We start from the raw sequence: 26,429 nt of genomic DNA on the forward strand, positions 1-26,429 counted from the left end.
CGCCGCACCGCCGCAGGCAGCATTGCCGGCGAGCGCGGGCCTGCCGTCGCCGCTCGCCGGTTCCAGCGCGCCGCGGCTGCCGCTCGATCCCCGCGGCCATCTCGCGAAGTCGCGCGCGGTTCGTGATTTCTTCGACTACTGCCTGAGCGCGCAGAGCGACCTGAGCGCGACCGCGCTCGATGCGCTCGTCGTGCGCGAGATCGCCGCGCAGCTCGACGGCACGATGGCGCAGCCCGAGGCGCTCGACGTCTGGCATCGATATCGCGCGTATCTCGACGCGCTCGCGAAGCTGCCGGACGCCGGCGCGGTCGACAAGTCGGATCTCGGTGCGGTGCAGCTCGCGCTCGACCAGCGCGTGTCGATCGCGTACCGGACGCTCGGCGACTGGAGCCAGCCGTTCTTCGGCGCCGAGCAGTGGCGGCAGCGCTACGATCTCGCCCGGCTGAAGATTGCGCAGGACCGCACGCTGACGGATGCGCAGAAGGCGGAGCGGCTCGCGGCGCTCGCGCAGCAGATGCCGGCCGACGAACGCGCGGCACGGCAGAAGGCCGACCGGCAGCAGGCCGCGATCGAGCAGATCGCGCAATTGCAGAAGAGCGGGGCGACGCCCGACGCGATGCGCGCGCAACTGACGCAGACGCTCGGGCCTGACGCCGCTGCGCGCGTCGCGCAGATGCAGGAGGACGACGCGTCGTGGCAGAACCGCTACGCCGACTATGCGGCGCAGCGCGCGCAGATCGACGCGGCCGGGCTGTCGCCGCAGGATCGCGACGCGCAGATCGCCGCGCTAAGGCAGCGCATGTTCACGAAGTCCGGCGAAGCGGTGCGAGCGACGTCGCTCGACCGCGGCGCGGCTGGCGCGCGATGACGAACGATGGCGCACGCCATCACGCCGCGCGCGTGAAATGCCGCGGCAGGTGCTGTTCGATGGTTGCCGCGAGCGTGTCGAACGCGGGGCCGATGCCTTCGTGCGCGACGCATGCATAGCCGAGCAGCAGGCCGCGGCGTGCCGTGTCCAGCCGGCTGTAGTAGCTGGTCAGCGGGCGCACGATCACGCCCGCGTCGAATGCGCTTTGCGTGACCGCGCGATCGTCGCATGTGTCGGGCAGGCCGAGCACCAGATGCAGGCCGGCTTCGTCGCCCATCACCGGCAGCGCGTCGCCGAAGCGCGCATGGATCGCATCGATCAGCAATTGCCGGCGCTCGCCGTACAGCGTGCGCATTCGTCTGACGTGCGAAGTCAGGTGCCCGTCCATGATGAACTCGGCGAGCACGGCCTGCTGCATCAGCTGGCCCTCCCGATACAGCTCCGACAGCCCGGTGCGGAACGTGTCGACCAGATGCTCGGGCACGACCATGTAGCCCATCCGCAGGCCCGGGAACAGCATCTTGCCGAGGCTGCCGACGTAGATCACGCGGCCGCCGTCGTCGAGCCCCTGCAGCGACGCGAGCGGCCGGCTGCCGTAGCGGAATTCGCTGTCGTAGTCGTCCTCGATGATCCAGCAGCGGTGCCGGCGCGCGTATTCGAGCAGCATCCGGCGCCGCGCGAGGCTCATCACCATCCCGAGCGGATACTGGTGCGACGGCGTGACGAGCACGAGCCGCGGCGGCTGCTGCATGTCGCTCGCGCTCGGATCGATGCCTTCCTGGTCGACCGGCACCGGCGTGAGCGTGAGGCCGGTCGCCTGCAGCACGCTGCGCACGCCCCAGTAGCACGGCTCCTCGACCCACGCGCGATCGCCGATGTCGGACAGCAGCCGCACCGCGAGGTCGATCGACTGGTGGATGCCGGTCGTGATGATCACCTGATCCGGCGAGCATTTGACCGAGCGCGCGACGCGCAGGTAGTCGGCGAGCGCGCGTCGCAGCGGCCGGTAGCCGCCGCCCGGCGCATAGGTCAGCAGCTCGGGATTTGCTTCCTTCCACAGTCGCGCCTGCAGGCGGCTCCAGGTGCGGCTCGGGAATTCCGATACGTCCGGCACGCCCGGCATGAACGCGCCCCATTGACGTCGCGACACGCCTGCGTGCTCGATCAGCTGCCGGCCGCGCATCGACAGGCCGCCGTGCGCGTCCGGCAGCGGTGGTTCGCCGGCGGCTGACGGGGGCGGCGCGGCGCCCGGCGCGTGGATGACGGCGGCGTCCGGCCGTGTGTCGGCCACGTAGGTGCCGCTGCCGGTCGTCGTCAGCACGTAGCCTTCGGCGGTCAGCTGGTCGTACACGTGCAGCACGGTATTGCGCGCGATCGACAGGTCGGCCGCGAGCGTGCGCGAACTCGGCAGTTTTGTGCCTGGCCCCAATTCCCCGGTCAGGATGGCCTGCTGCATCAGTTGCAGCAACTGCCGGTACATCGGTTCGGGCGAGCTGCGGTCGAGGCGGCCGGAGAGCCAGTCGGCGACGATGACGGTATCCAAAGTGGTCCCACGCGGAATATTGAAATGGTTCCCTATTGTAGGACCGTGCGCGCCGTATAGTGACTCTCATCCTAAAATCAATTGTCACGCAGCAAGGGGACAGCCACGATGAAGTCCGATGATGTGATCGTCAGCTTTCGCGGCGTGCGGAAGACCTACGACGGCGAGACGCTGGTCGTCAAATCGCTCGACCTCGACATCCACCGAGGGGAATTCCTGACGCTGCTCGGGCCGTCCGGCTCGGGCAAGACCACCTGCCTGATGATGCTGGCGGGCTTCGAGTTTCCGACGGGCGGTGAAATCTGGCTCGACGGCGAACTGCTGAATACCGTGCCGCCGCACAAGCGCAACATCGGCATGGTGTTCCAGAACTACGCGCTGTTTCCCCACCTGACGGTCGAGCAGAACGTCGCGTATCCGCTGACGGTGCGCAAGCTGTCCGCCGCCGAGCGCGTGGAGCGCGTCGCGCATGCGCTGAAGATGGTGCAGATGGAACGCTTCGCGAAGCGCTATCCGGCACAGTTGTCGGGCGGCCAGCAGCAGCGCATCGCGCTCGCGCGTGCCCTCGTGTTCGAGCCGAAGCTCGTGCTGATGGACGAGCCGCTCGGCGCGCTCGACAAGCAGTTGCGCGAACACATGCAGTACGAACTGAAGGCGCTGCACGAGAAGCTCGGCGTGACCTTCGTCTACGTGACGCACGACCAGGGCGAGGCGCTGACGATGTCCGATCGCGTCGCCGTGTTCGACAAGGGCATCGTGCAGCAGCTCGATACCGTCGATTGCCTGTACGAATCGCCGTGCAACGAATTCGTCGCGAACTTCATCGGCGACAGCAACCGGCTGCGTGGCACCATCGCGCGCGTCAACGGCGACTTCTGCGAATTCCGGCTCGACGACGGCACGCAGCTCGTCGGGCGCCGCATCGGCGATGCGGCCGAAGGCGCGCCGGCCGTCGCCTGCATCCGCCCCGAACGCATGAGCCTTGCGGCCAACGGTCGCGCCAATGGTGCCGCCGCGAACCGCGTGACAGGCGAGGCGCGCAGTCTCATTTATTTCGGCGATCACGTGCGCATGCGCTGCGCGCTGCCGGGCCAGGACGAATGCTTCGTGAAGGTGCCGCTCGGCACGGATGCGCTCCACGCGTTCGCGCCCGGCTCACCGGTCGCGCTCGCCTTCGCGCCCGAGCACCTGCGCGTGTTCGCCTGACACCGGGTTTCACCGTTTTTCCGTAGCACGTCGTCAACAACAAAGCCCATTTCCACCACGAGAGGAGAGGAACCATCATGAACGGAGCAAGCTCTACCGCACGTCGCACCGCGCTCGCACTGGCACTGGCTGTCGTCGGCGCATCGGCCACGGCGGCCGAACTCACGGTCGTCAACTTCGGCGGCGCGAACGGCGACGCGCAGAAGGCCGCATTCAACCAGCCGTTCGAGAAGGCGACCGGCAACAAGGTCACGGCCGTCGAGTACAACGGCGAGCAGGCGAAAGTGAAGGCGATGGTCGAGGCGAAGCACGTCAACTGGGACGTGGTCGAAGTCGAATCGGGCGACCTGAACCGCGGCTGCGACGAAGGGCTGTACGAGAAGCTCGACTGGTCGAAGATCGCGAAGAAGTCCGACCTGATTCCGGAAGCGCCGCAGGTGTGCGGCGTCGGCTTCTTCGTGTGGTCGACCGCGCTGTCCTACAACGCGGACAAGCTGAAGTCCGCGCCGACCGGCTGGGCCGATTTCTGGAACGTGAAGAAATTCCCCGGCAAGCGCGGGATGCGCAAGGGCGCGCGCTACAACCTCGAGTTCGCGCTGATGGCTGACGGCGTCGCGACGAAGGACGTGTACAAGGTGCTCGGCACGAAGGCCGGCCAGGACCGCGCGTTCAAGAAGCTCGACGAGCTGAAGCCGTATATCCAGTGGTGGGAAGCCGGCGCGCAGCCGCCGCAGTTCCTGGTTGCCGGCGACGTCGTGATGTCGACCGCGTACAACGGCCGCATCGATGCCGCGCAGAAGGAAGGCAAGAACCTGAAGGTCGTATGGAACGGCAGCATCTACGATCTCGACTACTGGGCGATTCCGAAGGGCTCGCCGAACAAGGCACTGGCCGAGCAGTACATCGCGTACACGCTCATGCCGAAGCCGCAACAAGGGTATGCGCAGCACATCGCGTACGGCCCGACGAACGTCGTGGCGATCAAGTCGCTCGACGCGAAGACGCTCGCGAACCTGCCGAACTCGCCGGCCAACGGCAAGAACGCGGTGCTGGAGGACATCGGCTTCTGGACCGACCACAGCGACGAGCTCGAGCAGCGCTTCAGCGCGTGGGCCACGAAGTAACCGTCTTCAGGCTGTCCTGATGCAACCTGCCGCGCGACGCGCCGAACGCGTCGCGCGGCATTCCGCCGGATCGAGCCCGGCCGGAGAGAACCGTTGAACACGATGACGATCGCTCCTTCCTCGCCGTCGACAGCCGCGCTCAAGCGCGAACTGAAGGCCGCCGAGGCCCGCAAGCGCACGATGGCGCTGCTGCTGGTCGCACCGCTCGCGATCTTCTTGCTACTCATTTTCGTCGTGCCGATCGGCACGCTGCTCACGCGCGCGGTGCAGAACCCCGAGATCGCGACCGCGCTGCCGAAAACGGTCGCCGCGCTGTCGGGCTGGGACCGCAAGGCGCCGCCGGCCGACGCTGCGTACGTCGCGCTCGCGGCCGACATGACGAAGGTCGCCGACAGCGAGGCGATGGGCGCGCTCGCGCGGCGCCTGAACACCGAGATTCCCGGCTACCGCTCGCTCGTCGCGAAGACGGCGCGTGCGATGCCGCTGAAGGGCGACAACGATGCCGTCGCGGCGCTGACGCCCGCGCAAACGCGCGCGAAACTGCTCGACCTCGATGCGCGCTGGGGCGATGCCGCGTACTGGCAGGCGATCGCGAAGAACGGCAGCCAGGTGTCGCCGTTCTACCTGCTCGCCGCGCTCGACCACAAGGAGGACGGCTTCGGCCGGATCGTGCAGGCCGATCCCGACCAGTCGATCTATCTCGCGATCTTCGGCCGCACGTTCGTGATCGGCGTCGCGGTCACGCTGTTCGCGCTGCTGCTCGGCTATCCGCTCGCATACTGGATCTCGACGCTGTCGGATCGGCGCGCGAACCTCGTGATGATCCTGGTGCTGATTCCGTTCTGGACGTCGGTGCTGGTGCGCGTGGCCGCGTGGATCGTGCTGCTGCAAAGCGAGGGGCTGATCAACAAGGCACTGATCGGCAGCGGGCTGATCTCGCATCCGCTGACGCTGCTGTTCAATCGCGTCGGCGTGTACATCTCGATGACGCACATCCTGCTGCCGTTCATGATCCTGCCGCTGTACAGCGTGATGAAGTCGATCCCGCCGACCTACCAGCGCGCGGCCGTATCGCTCGGCAGCCATCCGTTCGCGGCGTTCTGGCGCGTGTACGTGCCGCAGACCTATCCGGGCGTCGGCGCGGGCGCGTTGCTCGTGTTCATCCTCGCGATCGGCTACTACATCACGCCCGCGCTGCTCGGCGGGCCGAACGACCAGATGGTCAGCTACTACGTCGCGTACTTCACGAACGTGACGATCAACTGGGGCATGGCGTGCGCGCTCGGCGGGCTGCTGCTCGTGGCGACGCTGGTGCTGTATGCGGTGTACGGGCGCTTCACGCGCTCGAACGTGAGCCTCGGCTGAGCGCCGGGCACAGGGAAACGGGAAGGGGATGTCGACCATGAAACTCGCCAGGCCGCTGTTCGCGCCGCACATGTCGTTCGTCGAACGCGCGTGGTATGTCGCGCTGCGCGTACTCGTCGTGCTGACGCTGCTGTACCTGATCCTGCCGGTGCTCGCGATCGTGCCGCTGTCGTTCTCGTCGAGCACGTTCCTCGTCTATCCGATCCCCGGCTTCTCGACGCGCTGGTACGAGAACCTGATCGCGTCCGACGAGTGGCGGATGGCCGCGAAGAACAGCTTCATCGTCGCGCCGTCGGCAACCGTCGTCGCGACCGTGCTCGGCACGCTCGCCGCGATCGGCCTCACCAAGGCGGACTTCCGCGGCAAGGGGCTCCTGATGGCCGTGCTGCTGTCGCCGATGATCGTGCCCGTCGTCGTGGTCGGCGTCGGCATGTACCTGTTCTTCGCGCCGCTCGGGCTCGCGAATACCTACACGGGGCTGATCGCCGCGCACGCCGCGCTCGGCGTGCCGTTCGTCGTGACGACGGTCGCCGCGACACTGCAGGGCTTCAACCAGAACCTGGTGCGCGCGAGCCTGTCGCTCGGCGCGAATCCCGTCACGACGTTCTTTCGCGTGACGCTGCCGGTGATCGCGCCGGGCGTGATGTCGGGCGCGCTGTTCGCATTCGCGACGTCGTTCGACGAAGTCGTCGTCACGCTGTTCCTCGCCGGCGCGGACCAGACGACGCTGCCGCGCCAGATGTTCACCGGCATTCGCGAGAACATCAGCCCGACGATCGCCGCGCTCGCGACGATCCTGATCATCTTCTCGACGAGCCTGCTGCTCGCGCTCGAATGGCTGCGCGGACGCAACGCGCGACGTGCGGTGACGTAACGCGATCGTTGCGCCCTCGACGATGCCGCGCAGCCGGCGCGGCATGCCGAAGCTTTCGTTTCGCTAACTGACGGCGCGCTTGCCTGCAGGTTCGATGGGGCTCTGCAACAATACGGGTCGCGACGGCACGTGAACCGGTTTCACCGCATGGCATGCGCCGCCGCGCCGCTCAATCCGCGACGCCGTGCGTCGCTCGTCAGCCGAGCCTCATCTTGTCCGAATTCGCTTCCCCCGCCGGCGCCCGGGAGCCGGCCGTCAACTGGCGCGCGATGTCCGCCGTGCTGCTGGCCGTCGCGCTCGCGACGCTCGACACTGCGATCGCGAACACCGCGCTGCCCGCGATCGCCATCGACCTGCACGCGTCGCCGGCCGCATCGGTGTGGATCATCAACGCATACCAGCTCGCGATGGTCGCGACGCTGCTGCCGTTCGCGTCGCTCGGCGATATCGTCGGCCACAAGCGCGTGTATATCGCGGGCCTCGCGGTGTTTACGCTTGCGTCGCTCGGCTGCTCGCTCGCGTCGACGCTGCCGCAGCTGACGGCGGCGCGGATCGTGCAGGGCTTCGGCGCGAGCGCGATCATGAGCGTGAACGTCGCGCTGATCCGCAACCTGTTTCCCGCGCACCGGCTCGGGCGCGGCGTCGGCTTCAACGCGCTCGTCGTCGGCGTGTCGTTCGCGGTGGGGCCGACGATTGCGTCGTTGATCCTGTCGGTGGCCGCATGGCCGTGGCTGTTCGCGGTGAACGTGCCGCTCGGCGTACTCGCGCTTGCCGTCGCGATTCCGTCGCTGCCGCAGTCGGCGCGCGGCAAGCATGTGTTCGATCCGCTCGCCGCGCTGTTCAACGTGATCACGTTCGCGTCGCTGATCTTCGCGCTCGGCGAATTCGCGCAGCGCGGGCCGCTGTCCGTCGTGTTCGCGGCGGCCGCGGTCGCGCTCACGTTCGGCTGGCTGCTGATCCGCCGCCAGGCCGGGCACCCGGCGCCGATGCTGCCGGTCGACCTGTTCCGCCGGCCGGTGTTCACACTGTCCGCGCTGACGGCCGTATGCGCGTTTGCCGCGCAGGGGCTTGCGTTCGTATCGCTGCCGTTCTACTTCGAAACCGTCCTGCATCGCAGCGCGGTGGAGACCGGCTTCCTGATGACGCCGTGGTCGGCGGTCGTCGCGCTCGCCGCGCCGATCGCGGGCCGGCTGTCCGACCGTTATCCGCCCGGGTTGCTCGGCGCGATCGGGCTCGCGCTGCTGAGCGCGGGGATGGTGGCGCTCGCCGCGCTGCCGATGGCGCCGAACGTCTTCGACATCGGCTGGCGGATGATGCTGTGCGGCGCGGGCTTCGGCTTCTTCCAGTCGCCGAACCTGAAGGCGCTGATGTCGAGCGCGCCGCCCGAGCGCAGCGGCGGCGCGAGCGGGATCATCGCGACCGCGCGGCTGATCGGGCAGGCGACCGGCGCGGCGCTCGTCGCGCTGTCGTTCGGCATCGCCGGACGCCACGGGCCGACGCTCGCGTTGATGCTCGGTGCGGGCTTTGCCGGCGCCGCGAGCGTCGCGAGCGGGTTGCGGCTCTTCGCGCCGTCGCATCGGGCGGGCGCGCCGGTGCCGGTGAAGGAGCGGGCGACGGAGTAGAGCATCGAAGCCTGGAAATGCTTTGGCCGGCGCGCGCCGAACCTCCGCCGCGCGCCGGCCTTCGCGTCACGCTCAGAAGCCGCCCGTCTGGATCAGCTTGTTGAGGTTCGCGATGTTCAGGCTGCCGAAGCCGGTCGTCAGATCCCGGCCGGTGCCTGCGTTGTAGCCATACCCCTGATAGCCGTTGTTGCCCGATACGACGTCATAGCGCACGAGCGACGGGTTCGACGGAATGTCCGCATAGAAGTTGCCGGCCGGGAAGCCCAGGCCCGTGCCGTTTGCCGCGAGCAGACGCGCCCAGAAGCCGGTGAAGATCGGCGCGGAGAGGCTCGTGCCGCCGATCTGCTGCAACTGGCCGTAGTTGTAGATGTACGCGCCCGTGCCTTGTGCGGCGTCGAACGACACATCGGGCAACTGCCGGTTGCTGCCCGACTGCCACGACGGCGCCGGCAGGATCGTGCTGACGCCGCCGCCCGTGGCCCATAGCTTGCCGTTGCCGTCGAGACCCTCGTTCCACACCGTTTCATTCGAGAATGCACCCGAGGACGTCGTGTACAGCGTCGTGCCGCCGATCGCGAGCACGTGCGGCGACGCGGCCGGCCACGACACCGTGTAGTTCGCGCCGTCCGGATAGCCGCGGTTGTTGCACTCGTACACGCCTTCGTCGCCCGACGACACCGAGAACGTCTGCCCTTGCGCGGCGGCCGTCGTGAAGATCTGCTCTTCGGCGTCGAGCGTGCCGTCCGCGTTCGCATCGGTCTCGCACCAGCCGAGCGACACGTTGATCACCTTCGCGGTGTTGTCCGACACCGCGCGGTTGAATGCCTGCGTGAGCCCCGTGTTGCCGGCGGCGTTCAGGTCCGCCATGTAGAACACGAGCTTGCCGACCTGGCCGCCGGCCGAGCCGACGATCGACTGGCTGTCGAGATCCCATTCGCCCTGGCCGTCCTGGTCGTCGCTGTAGCTGCCGGTCGTGCCGGTGCCGTTGGTCTTGACGGTCTGGGTCGTGACCGTGCCGTAACCGTTGCTCGACGTGAACTGCCTCAGGTCCTGCAGCGTCTGCGACACGCCGCCGATCGTGATGATGCCGACGGTCACGCCGGCCGCGGTCGGCACGCCGGTCGCGTTGTAGAGGCCCGGGAATTCCTTCGGATAGTGGCCGGTGGCCGTGCCGGCCGCGAGCGCCTGCGGCTTCGCGACGTTGCCGATGCGCAGCATCGGCCGTGCGCGTGCGACGTTCTGCAGCCCGAGCACCGAGCCGACGACGTCGCCGAGCGCATGCGGCACCTGCGCGGTCGACGCGTTCGCGAAGCCGGAGCGGCCCGCGTATTCGAAATGCACGAGCGACGTGTTGAACGCGGTCTTCACCGTGCCGGCCGTGCCGCGCGCCGACACCAGCAGCCGGTTCGGCGCGACTTCGATGTTCACGAAGCCGCTCTTGCGCAGATAGTCGACGACCGACTTGACCTGTGCTTCGGTCGGCGCGTAGCCGGCGAGGAACTGTTCGTGCGTGAGGTACTGGCGGTAATGCGCGTTGCCGGGCCGGTTCACGTCGTGCGCGAGTTGCTTGAGCTGCGCGGCGTTGCGCAGCTTCAGGCTGACGACGATGTCCGTCGTCTCGCCGGCCGCGAGTTCGAGCGACGGCGCCGCGCTGCGCGCCATCAACTGCGGGCCGGTCAGAAAGGCCTTCGTATGGGTATCGACCCAATCCGTCGCCGCATGGGCCGCAGTGGCGGCGAACACGAGCGGTACCGCGCACGCAAGGTGGCGGGGCGACGGAAGGGGCAGCGCAAACCAGGTGTTCCTTTTCATCGGGAGTCCTTTTTAGGAGAGGCGACGTTACTGGAACCCCCGGCCCTTGTGGGGCCGCGAGCGGTGACGAGCGTAGGGCGTCGGTGCCGTTCAGGTAGCTGCCAGTTTCCATAGCTGTCAGTTCTGACATCGGGGGGCTCGCACGCCTGCGCCACGCCGCTCGTGCCGGTGGCCGCGGCCCCGGCGAAGGGAACCGGTTCGCGGCACGCTCGCGCGACGGTCGACGACGTTTGAACGCACGCGTCGTTCGTTGCCGTGCCGGAATGCGCGCGATTGCGGAGCGCAGCGCCGCGCGAGCACATTGGCCGCGAGCGGGCCTGCGCGCGTCGTGCGTCGCACTATGTGGTCAAGTGCGGCCGCGGCATCCGCGCGACGACGTCCCGATGCGCGGATTCACGAAAACGGGGCCGGTCGATCGCGCGCCTTTCCCGAACTGTGGAACAGTGCGTTGCCGAGTCTTGCAGCGTGCTTTCGGTTCGCGGGCCGGGTGAGTCGATTAGAGGAAGGGCTCGAATTCATCCGGCGACGCGCGCTCGAGGTCCGTCGCGCGCCGGTACGCCGCCGTTCGGCTCGCCGCGGCGAACGCAAATGCGGAAGGATCGCACGACGCCCCCGCGAAATCCCTCCTTGACGCGCACCATTGCGCGGCTATCCTTCAATCCATAACCACCGAGTTATTGATTGAAACATGCAAAACACTCACGACATGCTGTTCAGGACGCTGGCCGATCCGACGCGCCGCGCGCTCTTCGAGCGGCTGTGCGAGGAGGGCGAGCTGACGGTGGCCGCGCTGACGGCCCATGCAGGCGTGTCGCAGCCGGCGGTATCGAAGCATCTGGGTGTACTGAAGCAGGCCGGGCTCGTCAGCGATCGTCATGCGGGCCGGCAGACGCACTACAGCGCGCAGCCGCACGCGCTGACTCCGTTGATCGACTGGACCAGCCAGATGGCCGGCTTCTGGCAGAACCGGTTCGACGCTCTCGAAGATCTGCTCAACAGGATGGACCAATGAACCAGGCCACTACCGAAACACGCACCGTCGTCGTCGAAAGGGAACTGTCGCATTCGCCGGAGAAGATCTGGCGCGCGCTCACGCAACCGCACCTGATCGAGGCGTGGCTGATGAAGAGCGATTTCGAGCCCGTCGCGGGTCGCGCGTTCAGCTTTCACGCGGACTGGGGTTCGGTCGACTGCACGTTGCTGACGATCGAACCGCAGCGCGTGCTGTCCTACACGTGGGCCGCGTATGGCCTGGAAAGCGTCGTCACATGGACGCTCACGCCGACGCCGAGCGGCACGCTGTTGCGCATGGAGCAGGCCGGCTTCCGCCCGGATCAGGAACAGGCATACCGCGGTGCGCAGCACGGGTGGGTGCGATTCTTCGAGTCGCTCGAACAGGTGCTCGCGCGTCCCGATGAAGACGAGGAGGGCCGGGCATGAGCGCATCCGACCCGGGCCTGCCGCCGTCGGCCCGTATCGACGCGCTGATCGCGGGGATCGCCGACTGGCGCGGCAAGACGTTCGCCGAGTTGCGCGAGACGATCCTCGCCGTCGACGACGGCATCGTCGAGGAATGGAAATGGATGGGCAGCCCCGTGTGGGCGTGCGACGGGATGATCGCGGTCGCGAACGCGCACAAGGGCAAGGTGAAGCTGACCTTCATGCACGGCGCGCACCTGCCCGATCCCGACGGGCTGTTCAATGCGGGTCTCGACGGCAATGCGCGCCGCTCGATCGATTGGCTCGAAGGCGACAAGCTCGACAAGCGGGGGCTGAAGCGCCTCGTTCGCGCGGCGATCGACTACAACCGCGCGCACCTGAAGAAGAACGCGCGCACCGGCGCCGGTGCGAAGGCGCGAGCTGACAAGGCCGCATGACGCACCGGCACACCGGGCGCACAGCCCGGCCGCCGCATTCGCCGCCGGCCGGCAGGCAAAAAAAAGCCCGACACGAGGTCGGGCATTCAAATCGGCCGCAACCGCCGCGAGGCGGCTGCGGCACCTGCAAAAGCAGGATGCTTACGCTGCCAGCAGCGAGCGCAGCACGAACGGCAGGATACCGCCGTGCTTGTAGTAGTCGACTTCGATCGGCGTATCGATGCGCAGCAGCACCGGCACGCGCTGCGTTTCGCCGTTCTTGCGGTGGATCACGAGCGTGACGTCCTGCTGCGGCTTGAAGTCGTCGCCGAGGCCTTCGATGTCGTAGGTCTCTTCGCCGGTGATGCCGAGCGACTGGATGCTGTCCGCACCCTTGAACTGCAGCGGCAGCACGCCCATGCCGACCAGGTTCGAGCGGTGGATCCGCTCGAAGCTGCGTGCGATCACGGCCTTCACGCCGAGCAGTTGCGTGCCCTTCGCGGCCCAGTCGCGCGACGAGCCCGTGCCGTACTCCTCGCCCGCGAACACGACGGTCGGCGTGTCGGCGCCGACGTAGCGCATCGCGGCGTCGTAGATCGACAGCTGGTCGCCGCTCGGCTGGTGGATCGTCAGGCCGCCTTCGACGCGCGAGCCGTCTGCCTTCACCGGGATCATCAGGTTCTTGATCCGGACGTTCGCGAACGTGCCGCGCATCATCACGTCGTGGTTGCCGCGGCGCGAGCCGTAGCTGTTGAAGTCGGCCTTCTGCACGCCGTTCTCCTTCAGCCACTTGCCTGCCGGCGAGTCTTCCTTGATCGAGCCTGCCGGGCTGATGTGGTCGGTCGTGACCGAGTCACCGAAGATGCCCAGTGCGCGTGCGCCCTTGACCGTCGGGATCGAAGCGGCCGGTTCCATCGAGAAGTCGTTGCCGAAGAACGGCGGCTCCGCGATGTAGGTCGACTTCGGCCAGTCGTAGACCTGGCCCGTTTCGCCCTCGATCTTGCTCCAGAGGTCGCCCTTCTTGGTCAGCTTCGAGTAGTTGTCCTCGAACTTCTTCGGGTCGAGCGCGAACTTGAGCAGCGCGTGGACTTCCTCGCTCGTCGGCCAGATGTCGCCGAGGTAGATGTCGTAACCGTCCTTGCCCTTGCCGACCGGCTCGGTCATCAGGTCGCGCGTGATGTTGCCGGCGATCGCGTATGCGACGACGAGCGGCGGCGACGCGAGGAAGTTCGCGCGGATGTTGGGGTGGATACGCGCTTCGAAGTTACGGTTGCCCGACAGCACGGCTGCCGCGACGATGTCGTTCTTCGTGATCGCTTCGTTCAGCTCCGGCGTCAGGTCGCCCGCGTTGCCGATACAGGTCGTGCAGCCGTAGGCCGCGACTTCGAAGCCGAGCTTCGACAGGTAGGGCAGGAGGCCCGTCTTGGTCAGGTACTCGGTGACGATGCGCGATCCCGGCGCGAGCGAGGTCTTGATCTTCGGATCGACCGTGAGGCCGGCCTCGACCGCCTTCTTCGCGAGCAAGCCGGCGGCCAGCAGCACGCTCGGGTTCGACGTGTTCGTGCATGACGTGATCGCGGCGATCAGCACGTCGCCGTTCTTCACGTCGACGCCGTTGCTCGTCGTGTATTGCGTGCCCAGGTCTTCCGCCTTCTTCGCGAAGCCGTTCTCGGCGACCGGCTTCGAGAACAGGTCGGTGAACGTCGACTTGACGTTGCCGATCTCGATGCGGTCCTGCGGGCGCTTCGGGCCGGCCAGCGACGGTGCGACCGTTGCGAGATCCAGCGTCACGACCTTCGTGTAGTCGATGTCGCCTGCCTTCGGGATGCCGAACAGCTTCTGCGCCTTGAAGTAGTTTTCGAACGCGGCGATTTCCGCCTTCGTGCGGCCCGTGCCTTCGAAGTAGTCGATCGTCTTTTCGTCGACCGGGAAGAAGCCCATGGTCGCGCCGTATTCCGGCGCCATGTTGCCGATCGTGGCGCGGTCCGGCAGCGACAGCGACTTCGTGCCTTCGCCGAAGAACTCGACGAACTTGCCGACGACCTTTTCCTTGCGCAGCATTTCGGTGATCGTCAGCACGAGGTCGGTGGCCGTCACGCCTTCGCGCAGCTTGCCCTTCAGCTCGACGCCGACGACGTCCGGCGTCAGGAAGTACACCGGCTGGCCGAGCATGCCGGCTTCGGCCTCGATGCCGCCCACGCCCCAGCCGACCACGCCGATGCCGTTGATCATCGTCGTGTGGCTGTCCGTGCCGACGAGGGTGTCCGGGTAGTACACGGTGTCGCCGCCGTCCGCCTTCTTGTGGACGCCGCGCGCGAGATACTCGAGGTTCACCTGGTGGACGATGCCGACGCCCGGCGGCACGACCTTGAACGTGTCGAACGCCTGCATGCCCCACTTCATGAACTGGTAGCGTTCGTTGTTGCGCTGGAATTCCAGCTTCATGTTCAGGTCGAGCGCGTCCTTCTGGCGGAAGTAGTCGATCTGGACCGAGTGATCGACGACGAGATCGACCGGGACCAGCGGCTCGATCTTCTTCGGGTTCTTGCCCGAACGCTCGGCGACGCCGCGCATGGCCGCGATGTCGGCGAGCAGCGGCACGCCCGTGAAGTCCTGCAGCACGACGCGCGACACCACGAACGGAATCTCGTCGACGCGCTTCGCGGTCGGCTTCCAGTTCGCCAGCTGCTCGATGTGCTCTTCGGTGATCTTCTTGCCGTCGTAGTTGCGCAGCACGGACTCGAGCACGATACGGATCGACACCGGCAGGCGCTCGATCTTCGTCTTCAGTTCCTTGCCGAGCTGCGGTAGCGAGTAGAACTTGCCTTTGCCGGAACCGCTGTCGAATTCCTTGAGGGTCTTGTGGAGATTGTGGGCCATGGTGATTTTCCTGGGTTTAAGGCTAGGAAACAACGTGTCCTGTAGATGACGGCTATATCACATACAAGTCGACGTATTCATCGACCGGCATTGCTTCGAGCTTTGCCTGGTCCAGCGACACGTCGAGAATCGCTTGTTGCTGCTTGGCCGGGAAGCGGCGGGCGAGGTTGGTCCTGAACTTCTCGACCAGCAGCGGGATGCCGTCCGTGCGGCGCCGCCGATGGCCGAGCGGGTATTCGATCGCCACTTCGGCAAGCTTCGACCCGTCCGCGAATTCGATCGTCAGCGCATTCGCGATCGATCGCTTGGCCGGGTCATGGTAATCCTTCGTGAATTGCGGATCCTCGACGCACACGGTTTTCGCGCGCAGCGCGTCGATGCGCGGATCGGCGGCGACCGCGTCTTCGTAATCGGCAGCGGTCAGCCGGCCGAACAGCAGCGGCACGGCGACCATGTACTGAATGCAGTGATCGCGATCGGCCGGATTGGCGAGCGGGCCCTGCTTGTCGATGATGCGCAGCGCGGCCGCGTGCGTGCGGATCGTGATCCGGCTGATGTCGTCGGTCGTGCGGCCCGTCGCGGCGAGCTGGGCGTGCAACTGCAGCGCGGCCTCGGCGGCCGTCTGCGCGTGGAATTCCGCCGGGAACGCGATCTTGAACAGCACGTTCTCCATCACGTACGTGCCGTACGGGCGCTGGAAGCGGAACGGCTGCCCGTCGAACAGCACGTCGTAGAAGCCCCAGGTCTTTGCGGTGAGCGCCGACGGGTAGCCCATTTCACCCGTTTTCGCGATCAGCGCGAGGCGCACCGCGCGGGACGTCGCGTCGCCTGCCGCCCATGACTTGCGCGAACCGGTGTTCGGCGCGTGGCGGTAGGTGCGCAGCGCTTGGCCATCGACGAATGCGTTGGATACCGCGTTGATCAGCTCGTCGCGTGTAAGCCCGAGCAGGCGGCCGACGACGGCCGTCGACGCGACCTTCACGAGCAGCACGTGGTCGAGCCCGACCGCATTGAACGAATTTTCGAGGGCGAGGCAGCCCTGGATCTCGTGGGCCTGGATCATCGCGACGAGCACGTCGCGCATGGCAAGCGGCTGCCTGCCGGCCGCGACGGCCGTGCGGGACAGCCAGTCGGCCGTCGCCAGGATCCCGCCGAGATTGTCGGACGGATGACCCCATTCGGCGGCGAGCCAGGTGTCGTTGAAGTCCAGCCAGCGGATCATCGCGCCGATGTCGAACGCGGCCTGGACGGGATCGAGCTGGAAGGACGTGCCGGGCACCTTCGCGCCGTTCGGCACGATCGTGCCGGGCACGACGGGGCCGAGCAGCTTGGTGCAGGCGGGATAGGACAGCGCCTCGAGTCCGCATCCGAGCGTGTCGATCAGGCAATGACGCGCCGTCTCCAGCGCGAGCGCGCTGTCGATGCCGGTGTTCAGCACGTAGTCGACGATATCGACGAGTACCGTATCCGGAGCAGGGCGGACGTTGGAGACCGGGGCGGACATCGAGGGGCCGGGGGAACGCGCTTAGTTCGTTGCCGGCTTCAGCTCGTTCGACTGCGTCGGTGCCGCGGTGCCTTGCGCCATTTCCGGCGTCACGCATTCGTCCGCGAGGCGCTCGCCGCCGTTTGCGTCGGAGAACAGCATCGCCTTGGTCGGGATCACGACCAGCTTGAGGCCGGCTGCCGGATCGTAGAAGGTGTCGGCGCCCGTCGTCGTGGTCTGACGCGGCAGCTTGTAGTTCTTCTTCGCCCAGTGAACCGTGACGACCTGGTCGCGCTTCATGTCGCCGGCGAGGTCGAACGACAGACCTTCCTTACAGGACCACTTGACCGCGCCTTCCGGTACCGAATCGACCTTGGCAGCCGCGCGCGCCTGCGCCTTCTTGCTGCGCGGGATGATGCGCTTGGCCGGCGCCGGGCGCTTGGCCGTCTTCTTCGCGGTCGTCGCCGTATCCTGGGCGAACGCGCTCGGAGCCGACACCAGCATCGTGGCGGACAACGCGCCGATGGCGGTAGCGATCAGGAGTTTCTTCATGGAGTCAGAACCTTTCGATTATCAGTTGACAAAGGCCGGCAATCGAAACCGCCGGCCGGTTTGAAACTGCACGCGCCCCGGAAGCGCGCAGCGGCCGCTATTTTCACCTATTTGGCCGCGTATATTTCAGGTTTTCGGGCTCCGTTACGTTTTTTGTCGTTTCGCAAACCTGTATCGGGTTCGCGCCCCGGCAATTCGATGAAATCCGTGTGTCGGCGCGCGCTCACCGCGTGTCTCCGGCGGCCGGGCCGAACAGCGGCGCGGCCTCGGCCGGCACCGGCTGGCCGGTCGCCCGCGCGCGGCGCAGCACCGACCAGTAATAGCGGTAGCTCGCGCGGTCGTGCAGCGTATCGCCGTGGCGCGTCGGGCCCCAGTCGGCGGCCTGCGCGGCCAGCAGGATCTCCGCGGCCAGTGCGACTTCATCGGTGCGCGGCGCGAATGCGTCGACGATCGGGCGGATCTGCGCGGGGTGAATGCTCCACATCCGCGTGAACGCGAACTCGTCGCGCGCGCGGCGCGCGTCGCCGGCGACGACGGCCATGTCGCGCACCTCGGTTGTCACATTGTGTGACGGTGTCTTGCCGTGCGCGTGGCAGGCCGCGGCGATCTCCAGCTTCGCGCGGCGCACGAGCGGGTGGTCGAACTGGCCGGGCGAGCGCATCGCCGCATCGGGAATCGCGCCGTGATGGGCGGACACGAAGTCCATCAGCCCGAAGCTCAGCGTGCCGACCAGCGGCAGCGCGGCGAGGGCGGCTGCCTGCGCGAGCGCGCCGTGCGTCTCGACCAGCACGTCGACGGGAATCGGCTGCGCGAGGCCGAGCTCGCGGCGCGTGCCTTCGATGAACGCGACCATCTCGGCCGCGTCGGCGGCGCTCGCGATCTTCGGCAGCGTGACGTAGGCCGGTGCGCGCGCGGCGCGCAGCACGATGCGCACGTCGTCGCGCCAATGGGGATGGGAAAAGTCGTGGATGCGGACGCCGACCCGCCCGAAGCGGTTCTCGGCGCTGCCGAGGATCTCGGCGACGAGCTGCGCGTGCGCGGCTTCCTGGCCGACGGCCGCGCCGTCCTCGCAGTCGAGCGTGATGTCGAACACGGGGCCGAGTTCGGCCTGGAGCGCGAGCGACTTGCGCATCAGCTTCTCGCTGCCCGCGTAGTGATCGCAGCAGGGCAGGATCGCGGGCGGGGATGCCCCGTCGTACAGCACTTGTGCAGGAGTGAGCGCGGACATCTCTTCTACGTCCAGGAAGCGGGCAACGTGGAGAAAATCGGATTCGGGCGCGTTCTGGGCTGGCGCGCGGGGCGCCTGGAGCGGCAAAACGTGCCCGGATCGGATCGGGCGGCGGGGCTGGCTGCAGGCCCGCCGCCCGTGCCGTGACCGGCCCGCCCGGAGGCGGCCCGGCCATCATGCAGCCTGCTTAGTTCTTCAGCAGGTGGGCGACGCCGTCGCGCTCTTCGAGCAGCTCGGCCAGCGTGCCGTCCATCTTCTCGCGCGAGAACGCGTCGATTTCCAGGCCTTCGACGCGCTTGTACTCGCCGTTTTCGCACACGACCGGCACGCCGTAGATGATGTCTTCGGGGATGCCGTACGAGCCGTCCGACGGGATGCCCATCGTGACCCACTTGCCGTTCGTGCCGAGGACCCAGTCACGCACGTGGTCGATCGCAGCGTTGGCTGCCGACGCTGCCGACGACAGGCCACGCGCTTCGATGATCGCCGCGCCGCGCTTGCCGACGGTCGGGATGAACGTGTCGCGGTTCCACACGTCGTCGTTGATCAGCTTCAGCAGCGACTCGCCTTCGGCGGTCGCGAAGCGGAAGTCGGGGTACATCGTCGGCGAGTGGTTGCCCCACACGGCGAGCTTCTCGATCGATGCGACCGGCTTGCCCGACTTCGCGGCGAGCTGCGACAGCGCGCGGTTGTGGTCGAGGCGCAGCATTGCGGTGAAGTTCTTCTTCGGCAGGTCCGGTGCCGACTTCATGGCGATGTACGCGTTGGTGTTCGCCGGGTTGCCGACGACCAGCACCTTCACGTCGCGGCTCGCGACTTCGTTCAGCGCGGCGCCCTGGACCGTGAAGATCTCGGCGTTCGCCGACAGCAGGTCCTTGCGCTCCATGCCCTTCGAGCGCGGACGTGCGCCGACCAGCAGCGCGACGTCTGCATCCTTGAATGCAACCTTCGGATCGTCGGTGATCACGACGCCCGCGAGCAGCGGGAACGCGCAATCGTCGAGCTCCATCACGACGCCTTTGACGGCGGCTTGGGCTTGCGGGAGGTCGAGCAGTTGCAGGATGACCGGCTGGTCCTTGCCGAGCAGGTCGCCGTTCGCGATGCGGAACAGCAGGGAGTATGCGATTTGACCTGCGGCGCCGGTGACGGCAACGCGCTTTGCGGGCTTAGCCATTGAAAATCTCCAGGACGGGTGAAGCGGTGGACGCTAGACAAAACGCCATTCTATGCGCGTTACGCGTAGCGTTGCATTGAAGCAGGGCGGAGGACTCGCGAATGGCAGACGCGGTGAACCTGGAGACGGCCGTGGCACGTAGCCGGGGACGCATTTTGCACCCGCGAACCCTTGCTCGCCCCGGAGTGTAGGAGCCGGCTGGCTCAAAGTCAAACGGTATCATATGTCTTATATAAGACAGATGTTTTGCGGAATTTGAGTGGACGAAAAAGCGCGGTTTGTGATGAAATGCGCGCCATGACATCGAACCAGGCGAACAACGCGAATCCAACCGGCGCAGGCGGCCCAGGGCAGCCGGGCGCGGGCGATTCCGCGCCGGCGCCTGCCGCTTCGCCGTCCCCGACCTTCAGTCCGTTATACCAGCAGATCAAGTCATTGATCACGCAGAGTCTCGAATCCGGTGAATGGAAGCCGGGCGAGATCATCCCGAGCGAAGTGGAGCTCGCGGCCCGCTACAAGGTCAGCCAGGGCACCGTTCGCAAGGCGATCGACGAACTGGCCGCCGAAAACCTCGTGGTCCGGCGGCAGGGCAAGGGTACGTTTGTTGCGACGCACAATGAGGATCGCGCGCAGTTCCGCTTCCTGCGGCTGCTGGCCGACGACGGTGCCGAACATCCGCACGTGAGCCGGCTGCTCGAGTGCCGGCGCCTGCGCGCGCCGGCCGAGATCGCGCGGCAGCTCGACCTGAAGCCGGCCGACCCGGTCGTGCAAGTGCGCCGCCTGCTGGAGTTCGATAGCGAAGTGACGGTGCTCGACGAGATCTGGCTGCCGGGCACGATGTTCCGCGGGCTCACGTTCGAGCGGTTGAGCGAGTACAAGGGGCCGCTCTACGCGATGTTCGAGACGGAGTTCGGCACGCGGATGATCCGCGCGACGGAGAAGATCCGCGCGGTCGCGGCGGAGCCGGCGGTGGCCGACCTGCTGCACGTGCCGGCGGGTTTTCCGTTGCTGTCGGTCGAGCGCGTGTCCTACACATACGGTGACCGGCCGGTGGAAGTGCGGCGCGGCTGGTATGTCACAACCGGGTACTACTATCAGAATGACTTGAGTTGACGATGTTCGGCTCAGGCCGGGTGCATTCGCGTTCCCCACGCTCGCGAAGCACGTTTTGGGCCGCCTTTGTTCGTGTTCGCGCAACTATCCAGAGCAGACTTTCGCTGCAGCGCGATATAAAAAGGCGCTAAAATCGCGGATTAGTGTGACAACATAGTAGGGGTCTAGCATGACTGACGCAGTAAGAAAGCCGAGGCCGGAATACCGGAACATCGGAATCGGCGACATCACGTTGAAATACCGCATGCCTCTGGCTGCGATATTGTCGATTCTCCACCGAGTCAGCGGCGCGCTGCTGTTCCTGTTCCTGCCGTTCGTGCTGTTCCTCTTCGATCAGAGCCTCACCTCCGAGCTCAGCTTCGAAGTCTTCAAGGCTTTCCTCTCCAACATCGTCGTCAAGCTGATCGTCCTCGCGTTGTCGTGGGCCTTCTTCCACCATTTCTGCGCCGGCATTCGCCACCTGCTGATGGACGTCAACCACGACGCCGTCTCGAAGGAAGGCGGCAAGCGGACGGCAGTCGTCGTCTTTGTCGTCTCGATCGCGCTGACGATCGCCATGGCACTCAAACTGTTCGGAGCATTCTAAGAAAATGGCAGCCAATAACCGAATCGGCTCGAAGCGCCTCGTCGTCGGCGCTCACTACGGCCTGCGCGACTGGCTCGCGCAGCGCGTCACCGCCGCGATCATGGCGGTCTACACGGTCATTCTGCTCGTCCTGTTCTTCGGCGCGCATGACTTCTCGTACGAAGGCTGGGCGTCGATCTTCTCCGCGCAATGGATGAAGCTCGCGACCTTCGTGACGCTGCTTTCCCTCTTCTACCACGCATGGGTCGGCGTGCGCGACATCTGGATGGACTACGTGAAGCCCGTCGGTGTGCGCCTGCTGCTGCAATCGCTGACCATCGTCTGGCTGCTCGCATGTGCGGGCTACGCCGCGCAGATTCTCTGGAGAGTGTAAAGAATGGCTGCAATCAAAACTTCCCTGCCGCGCCGCAAGTTCGACGTGGTGATCGTCGGCGCGGGCGGCTCGGGCTTGCGCGCAGCGCTGCAACTGTCGCGCGCGGGCCTGTCGGTCGGCGTGCTGTCGAAGGTGTTCCCGACCCGTTCGCACACGGTGGCCGCACAGGGCGGCATCGGCGCGTCGCTCGGCAACATGAGCGAAGACAACTGGCACTTCCACTTCTACGACACGATCAAGGGTTCCGACTGGCTCGGCGACCAGGACGCGATCGAGTTCATGTGCCGCGAAGCACCGAACGTCGTGTACGAACTGGAACACTTCGGCATGCCGTTCGACCGTAACGCGGACGGCACGATCTACCAGCGTCCGTTCGGCGGCCACACCGCGAACTACGGCGAGAAGCCGGTCCAGCGCGCTTGCGCGGCCGCCGACCGTACCGGTCACGCGCTGCTGCACACGCTATACCAGCAGAACGTCGAAGCGAAGACGCAGTTCTTCGTCGAATGGATGGCGCTCGACCTGATCCGCGATGCGGACGGCGACGTGCTCGGCGTGACGGCCCTCGAGATGGAGACGGGCGACGTCTACATCATGGAAGGCAAGACGACGCTGTTCGCGACGGGCGGCGCAGGCCGGATCTTCGCGGCATCGACCAATGCGTTCATCAACACCGGCGACGGCCTCGGCATGGCTGCACGTTCGGGCATCGCGCTGCAGGACATGGAGTTCTGGCAGTTCCACCCGACCGGCGTGGCCGGCGCGGGCGTGCTGATCACCGAAGGCGTGCGCGGCGAAGGCGGTATCCTGCGCAACGCGAACGGCGAGCGCTTCATGGAACGCTACGCGCCGACGCTGAAGGATCTGGCGCCGCGTGACTTCGTGTCGCGTTCGATGGACCAGGAAATCAAGGAAGGTCGCGGCGTCGGTCCGAACAAGGACCACGTGCTGCTCGACCTGTCGCACATCGGCGCCGAGACGATCATGAAGCGTCTGCCGTCGATCCGCGAAATCGCGCTGAAGTTTGCGAACGTCGACGCGATCAAGGAACCGATCCCGGTCGTCCCGACGATCCACTACCAGATGGGCGGCATCCCGACCAACATCCACGGTCAGGTCGTCGGCACGTCGCGCGGTCACAAGGATCCGGTCAACGGCTTCTACGCAGTGGGCGAATGCTCGTGCGTGTCCGTGCACGGCGCGAACCGCCTCGGCACGAACTCGCTGCTGGACCTCGTGGTGTTCGGCCGTGCGGCCGGCAACCACATCGTCGAGCACGTGAAGAACCAGAAGGAACACAAGCCGCTGCCGGCCGATGCAGGCGAATTCTCGCTGGCACGTCTGAACAAGCTCGACAAGTCGTCGTCGGGCGAATACACGCAGGACGTCGCGAACGACATCCGCGCGACGATGCAGAAGCACGCAGGCGTGTTCCGCACGTCGGCGCTGCTGAAGGAAGGCGTCGAGCAGATGGCCGGCCTCGCGGCACGCGTGGAAAGCATCCACCTGAAGGACAAGTCGAAAGTGTTCAACACCGCGCGCGTCGAAGCGCTCGAGCTGGAGAACCTGATCGAAGTGGCCCGCGCGACGATGGTGTCGGCGGAAGCGCGCAAGGAAAGCCGTGGCGCACACGCCCACAGCGACTACGAACACCGCGACGACGACAACTGGCTGCGCCACACGCTGTGGTACAGCGAAGGCGATCGCCTCGACTACAAGCCGGTTCAAATGAAGCCGCTGACGGTCGAATCCGTGCCGCCGAAGCCGCGCACGTTCTAAGCCGAGTCAAAGGAATCCGAAATGGCAAAACGCATTTTTGAAGTCTACCGCTACGATCCGGACAAGGACGCGGCGCCGCGCATGCAGACGTACGAGCTCGATATCCAGCATGAACGCATGCTGCTCGACGCACTGGTCAAGCTGAAGGCACTGGACGAGACGCTGTCGTTCCGCCGCTCGTGCCGTGAAGGCGTGTGCGGTTCGGACGCGATGAACATCAACGGCAAGAACGGTCTCGCGTGTCTGACGAACCTGAACGACCTGCCGCAGAAGATCGTGCTGCGCCCGCTGCCGGGCCTGCCCGTCGTGCGCGACCTGATCGTCGACATGACGCACTTCTTCAACCAGTATCACTCGATCAAGCCGTACCTGATCAACGACGCGCCGCCGCCGGAGAAGGAACGCCTCCAGTCGCCGGAAGAACGCGACGAGCTCGACGGCGTGTACGAGTGCATTCTGTGCGCGAGCTGCTCGACGTCGTGCCCGAGCTTCTGGTGGAACCCGGACAAGTTCGTCGGCCCGGCCGGCCTGCTGCAGGCTTACCGCTTCATCGCGGATAGTCGCGACACCGCCACCGGCGAGCGTCTCGACAACCTGGAAGACCCGTACCGTCTGTTCCGTTGCCACACGATCATGAACTGCGTCGACGTTTGCCCGAAGGGCCTGAACCCGACGAAGGCGATCGGCAAGATCAAGGAACTGATGGTCCGCCGCGCGGTATAAAGTTTGATGAGCGACGATTCGCATCAATCCGACCCGCACCGCCGCGCGCGCCTCCGCTGGCGCGCGCGGCGGGGTCTGCTGGAAAACGACATCATCTTCGAGCGTTTCTTCAGCAGATACGAGCATGACCTCACCGATGCAGACGTAGGCGCGTTGTCGCGCCTGCTCGATCTGAGCGACAACGACCTGATGGACTTGCTCCTCGCGCGCAAGGAACCAGAGGGCGACCTAGACAGCCCGGAAATTCACAGGCTGTTGGAGATGCTGCGCAACGTGTAACGCGTTACGCCCGTTATCGAATCCCGTTTCTTTATTTCGATTGAGGATGTGCCATGACTCCGTCTGATGTTAAAGCCACGCTATCGTTCAGCGACAACTCGCCGAGCGTCGAAATGCCGATCTACAAGGGCACGATGGGCCCGGACGTAATCGACATCCGCAAGCTGTACGGCCAGACCGGCAAGTTCACTTACGACCCGGGCTTCATGTCGACGGCAGCTTGTAATTCGGCGATCACGTACATCGACGGCGACAAGGGCGAACTGCTGTACCGCGGCTACCCGATCGACAACCTCGCGCAGAACGCCGACTTCCTTGAGACCTGCTACCTGCTGCTGAAGGGCGAGCTGCCGAACGCCGCGCAGAAGAAGGAATTCGTCGACACCGTCACGAAGCACACGATGGTGCACGAGCAGATGCACTTCTTCTTCCGTGGCTTCCGTCGCGACGCGCACCCGATGGCGGTGCTGGTGGCGGCCGTCGGCGCGCTGTCGGCGTTCTATCACGACTCGCTCGACATCAACGATCCGCGTCACCGTGAAGTATCGGCGATCCGCATGATCGCGAAGCTGCCGACGCTCGTCGCGATGGCGTACAAGTTCAGCATCGGCCAGCCGTTCGTTTATCCGAAGAATGAACTGTCGTACAGCGCGAACTTCATGCACATGATGTTCTCGAACCCGTGCGAAGAGTACAAGGTCAACGACGTGCTCGTCCGCGCACTCGACCGTATCCTGATCCTGCACGCTGATCACGAGCAGAACGCATCGACGTCGACGGTCCGCCTGGCCGGCTCGTCGGGCGCGAACCCGTTCGCGTGTATCGCTGCCGGTATCGCGTGTCTGTGGGGCCCGGCGCACGGTGGTGCGAACGAAGCCGCGTTGAACATGCTCGAGCAGATCGGTTCGCCGGACAACATCCCCGAATTCATCAAGCAGGTGAAGGACAAGAATTCGGGCGTGAAGCTGATGGGCTTCGGCCACCGCGTGTACAAGAACTACGACCCGCGTGCGAAGCTGATGCGCGAAACGTGCTACGAAGTGCTGAACGAACTGGGCCTGCACGACGACCCGCTGTTCAAGCTCGCGATGCAGCTCGAGAAGATCGCGCTGGAAGACGAATACTTCGTGTCGCGCAAGCTGTACCCGAACGTCGACTTCTACTCGGGCATCGTTCAGCGCGCGCTGGGCATCCCGACGTCGATGTTCACGTGTATCTTCGCGATGGCACGTACGGTCGGCTGGATCGCACAGTGGAACGAAATGATTGCGGATCCGGAGCAGAAGATCGGCCGCCCGCGTCAGCTGTTCATCGGCGACGCGCCGCGCGAAGCGAAGCCGATCAACGCACGTTAAGTCGTGCGCGGCGCGAACGGCCGTCAGGCCGCTCGCGTCCGGCAATCGCAACGCCCCGACACCCCGGTGGGTCATCCCGCCGGGGTGTTTTCATTTGTGCGGCGCAGGTTCGCCCGATCCGCTGCGGTGGTCCAGCGACGGCGGCCGCGTGTCGAGCGGCGGCGCGGCGGCGTCGGGCGCGTGGCCGTGCCGCGCGAAGAACTGCCGGTAAGCGCCGGGCGTCATCCCACGTGCGGCGAGGAACTGGCGGTTGAAGTTCGCGGCATTCGGAATGCCGCAGCGTGCGGCCACCGTCGCAATCGGCCAGTCGGTGCCGACGAGGTGGCGACACGCATGCGCGAGCCGCAGCCGCTGCACGTAGCGGCCGACGCTTTCCCCGAGGTGTCGCACGAACAGCCGCTGCAGCGTGCGCTCGGACATGTGTGCGACGGCGGCGAGCGCGTCGATGCGCAGCGGCTCGTGGAAGTGCCGGTCGATCGCATCGAGCACGCGATCGAGGCGCTCGGCTTCGGGCGCGGCCGAGTCGGCCGATGACGTTGCCGCGTCGGCCCGGCCGTAGGCCTGCGCGGTGGCGAGCGGCTCGCCGCCGGCTTCCGCAAGCTCGGCCAGCAGATCGGAAGACCACACGTCTGAA

The 26,429-nt window shown here is 66.2% G+C and carries 24 protein-coding genes; 16 read left to right on the forward strand and 8 right to left on the reverse strand.

Annotated features, from left to right (window positions below):
• Window positions 1–868: lipase secretion chaperone (locus F3J14_RS22770; protein ID WP_166724930.1), on the forward strand; the 868-nt coding region annotated here is incomplete at its 5' end.
• A gap of 19 nt (window positions 869–887) precedes the next feature.
• On the opposite strand, the gene F3J14_RS22775 is transcribed toward F3J14_RS22770, so the two are convergent.
• Window positions 888–2,411, reverse strand: coding sequence for a PLP-dependent aminotransferase family protein (locus F3J14_RS22775; protein WP_166724931.1), 1,524 nt, complete (start codon window positions 2,409–2,411; stop codon window positions 888–890).
• Between the two features lie 108 nt (window positions 2,412–2,519).
• Between F3J14_RS22775 and F3J14_RS22780 the strand changes: the two genes are divergently transcribed.
• From F3J14_RS22780 to F3J14_RS22800, 5 genes are all read left to right on the forward strand, one after another.
• A complete protein-coding gene (locus tag F3J14_RS22780; protein ID WP_166724932.1) occupies window positions 2,520–3,617 on the forward strand; it encodes an ABC transporter ATP-binding protein in 1,098 nt (365 codons plus the stop codon).
• A 77-nt stretch (window positions 3,618–3,694) separates the two neighbouring features.
• A complete protein-coding gene (locus F3J14_RS22785; protein ID WP_166724933.1) occupies window positions 3,695–4,741 on the forward strand; it encodes an ABC transporter substrate-binding protein in 1,047 nt (348 codons plus the stop codon).
• Between the two features lie 102 nt (window positions 4,742–4,843).
• The gene (locus tag F3J14_RS22790; RefSeq protein WP_166724946.1) at window positions 4,844–6,106 is read left to right on the forward strand and encodes an ABC transporter permease; all 1,263 of its coding nucleotides are present in this window, start codon (window positions 4,844–4,846) and stop codon (window positions 6,104–6,106) included.
• A 37-nt stretch (window positions 6,107–6,143) separates the two neighbouring features.
• Window positions 6,144–6,980, forward strand: coding sequence for an ABC transporter permease (locus F3J14_RS22795; protein WP_165752767.1), 837 nt, complete (start codon window positions 6,144–6,146; stop codon window positions 6,978–6,980).
• A 212-nt stretch (window positions 6,981–7,192) separates the two neighbouring features.
• Window positions 7,193–8,602 carry an MFS transporter gene (locus F3J14_RS22800; RefSeq protein ID WP_211080383.1) on the forward strand — a complete coding sequence of 470 codons (1,410 nt, stop codon included), beginning with the start codon at window positions 7,193–7,195 and terminating at the stop codon, window positions 8,600–8,602.
• Window positions 8,603–8,674: 72 nt separating this feature from the next.
• Here the strand turns inward: F3J14_RS22800 and F3J14_RS22805 are convergent, their stop codons facing one another.
• Window positions 8,675–10,414, reverse strand: coding sequence for a S53 family peptidase (locus tag F3J14_RS22805; protein WP_166724934.1), 1,740 nt, complete (start codon window positions 10,412–10,414; stop codon window positions 8,675–8,677).
• A 688-nt stretch (window positions 10,415–11,102) separates the two neighbouring features.
• Here F3J14_RS22805 and F3J14_RS22810 point away from each other — a divergent pair.
• From F3J14_RS22810 to F3J14_RS22820, 3 genes are read left to right on the forward strand one after another with little or no spacing between them, the layout of a single operon-like run.
• The gene (locus F3J14_RS22810; protein ID WP_166724935.1) at window positions 11,103–11,426 is read left to right on the forward strand and encodes a metalloregulator ArsR/SmtB family transcription factor; all 324 of its coding nucleotides are present in this window, start codon (window positions 11,103–11,105) and stop codon (window positions 11,424–11,426) included.
• Window positions 11,423–11,854 (forward strand): SRPBCC domain-containing protein, encoded by a 432-nt coding sequence (locus F3J14_RS22815; RefSeq protein WP_166724936.1) that lies wholly within the window; start codon window positions 11,423–11,425, stop codon window positions 11,852–11,854. The genes F3J14_RS22810 and F3J14_RS22815 overlap by 4 nt, the downstream gene beginning before the upstream one ends.
• Window positions 11,851–12,291: a DUF1801 domain-containing protein gene (locus tag F3J14_RS22820; RefSeq protein ID WP_166724937.1), complete on the forward strand. Its 441-nt coding sequence runs from the start codon at window positions 11,851–11,853 to the stop codon at window positions 12,289–12,291. Before F3J14_RS22815 ends, F3J14_RS22820 begins: the two co-directional genes overlap by 4 nt.
• A gap of 141 nt (window positions 12,292–12,432) precedes the next feature.
• On the opposite strand, the gene acnA is transcribed toward F3J14_RS22820, so the two are convergent.
• From acnA to F3J14_RS22845, 5 genes are all read right to left on the reverse strand, one after another.
• Entirely contained in the window at window positions 12,433–15,150 is a 2,718-nt protein-coding gene (acnA, locus tag F3J14_RS22825) for an aconitate hydratase AcnA (RefSeq protein ID WP_166724938.1), read from the reverse strand.
• Window positions 15,151–15,202: 52 nt separating this feature from the next.
• Window positions 15,203–16,654: a bifunctional 2-methylcitrate dehydratase/aconitate hydratase gene (locus tag F3J14_RS22830; RefSeq protein ID WP_166724939.1), complete on the reverse strand. Its 1,452-nt coding sequence runs from the start codon at window positions 16,652–16,654 to the stop codon at window positions 15,203–15,205.
• A 21-nt stretch (window positions 16,655–16,675) separates the two neighbouring features.
• Window positions 16,676–17,185, reverse strand: a complete 510-nt coding sequence (locus tag F3J14_RS22835; RefSeq protein ID WP_166724940.1) for a hypothetical protein — start codon at window positions 17,183–17,185, stop codon at window positions 16,676–16,678.
• A 223-nt stretch (window positions 17,186–17,408) separates the two neighbouring features.
• Window positions 17,409–18,413 carry an aldolase/citrate lyase family protein gene (locus tag F3J14_RS22840; protein ID WP_166724941.1) on the reverse strand — a complete coding sequence of 335 codons (1,005 nt, stop codon included), beginning with the start codon at window positions 18,411–18,413 and terminating at the stop codon, window positions 17,409–17,411.
• A gap of 187 nt (window positions 18,414–18,600) precedes the next feature.
• Entirely contained in the window at window positions 18,601–19,587 is a 987-nt protein-coding gene (locus F3J14_RS22845; RefSeq protein WP_006754984.1) for a malate dehydrogenase, read from the reverse strand.
• Window positions 19,588–19,875: 288 nt separating this feature from the next.
• Between F3J14_RS22845 and F3J14_RS22850 the strand changes: the two genes are divergently transcribed.
• The 7 genes from F3J14_RS22850 to gltA all read left to right on the forward strand — a co-directional run bounded on the left by F3J14_RS22850 (window position 19,876) and on the right by gltA (window position 25,795).
• Entirely contained in the window at window positions 19,876–20,700 is an 825-nt protein-coding gene (locus F3J14_RS22850) for a GntR family transcriptional regulator (RefSeq protein WP_011658350.1), read from the forward strand.
• 169 nt (window positions 20,701–20,869) lie between these two features.
• Entirely contained in the window at window positions 20,870–21,286 is a 417-nt protein-coding gene (gene sdhC / locus F3J14_RS22855; RefSeq protein WP_166724942.1) for a succinate dehydrogenase, cytochrome b556 subunit, read from the forward strand.
• A gap of 4 nt (window positions 21,287–21,290) precedes the next feature.
• A complete protein-coding gene (gene sdhD / locus F3J14_RS22860) occupies window positions 21,291–21,659 on the forward strand; it encodes a succinate dehydrogenase, hydrophobic membrane anchor protein (RefSeq protein ID WP_166724943.1) in 369 nt (122 codons plus the stop codon).
• Between the two features lie 3 nt (window positions 21,660–21,662).
• Window positions 21,663–23,438 carry a succinate dehydrogenase flavoprotein subunit gene (sdhA, locus tag F3J14_RS22865; RefSeq protein ID WP_166724944.1) on the forward strand — a complete coding sequence of 592 codons (1,776 nt, stop codon included), beginning with the start codon at window positions 21,663–21,665 and terminating at the stop codon, window positions 23,436–23,438.
• Between the two features lie 21 nt (window positions 23,439–23,459).
• Complete coding sequence (locus F3J14_RS22870; RefSeq protein WP_059237255.1) at window positions 23,460–24,161, forward strand: succinate dehydrogenase iron-sulfur subunit; 702 nt, start codon at window positions 23,460–23,462, stop codon at window positions 24,159–24,161.
• A 6-nt stretch (window positions 24,162–24,167) separates the two neighbouring features.
• Entirely contained in the window at window positions 24,168–24,440 is a 273-nt protein-coding gene (locus F3J14_RS22875; RefSeq protein ID WP_011658353.1) for a succinate dehydrogenase assembly factor 2, read from the forward strand.
• Between the two features lie 53 nt (window positions 24,441–24,493).
• Window positions 24,494–25,795 carry a citrate synthase gene (gltA, locus tag F3J14_RS22880; protein WP_011658354.1) on the forward strand — a complete coding sequence of 434 codons (1,302 nt, stop codon included), beginning with the start codon at window positions 24,494–24,496 and terminating at the stop codon, window positions 25,793–25,795.
• 90 nt (window positions 25,796–25,885) lie between these two features.
• Here gltA and F3J14_RS22885 read toward each other — a convergent pair.
• On the reverse strand, window positions 25,886–26,429 hold a 544-nt coding region (locus F3J14_RS22885), incomplete at its 5' end, for an AraC family transcriptional regulator (protein ID WP_166724945.1).

The sequence above is a fragment of the Burkholderia sp. Tr-862 genome, from assembly GCF_011753085.1.
Taxonomy (GTDB): Bacteria; Pseudomonadota; Gammaproteobacteria; order Burkholderiales; family Burkholderiaceae; genus Burkholderia; species Burkholderia ambifaria.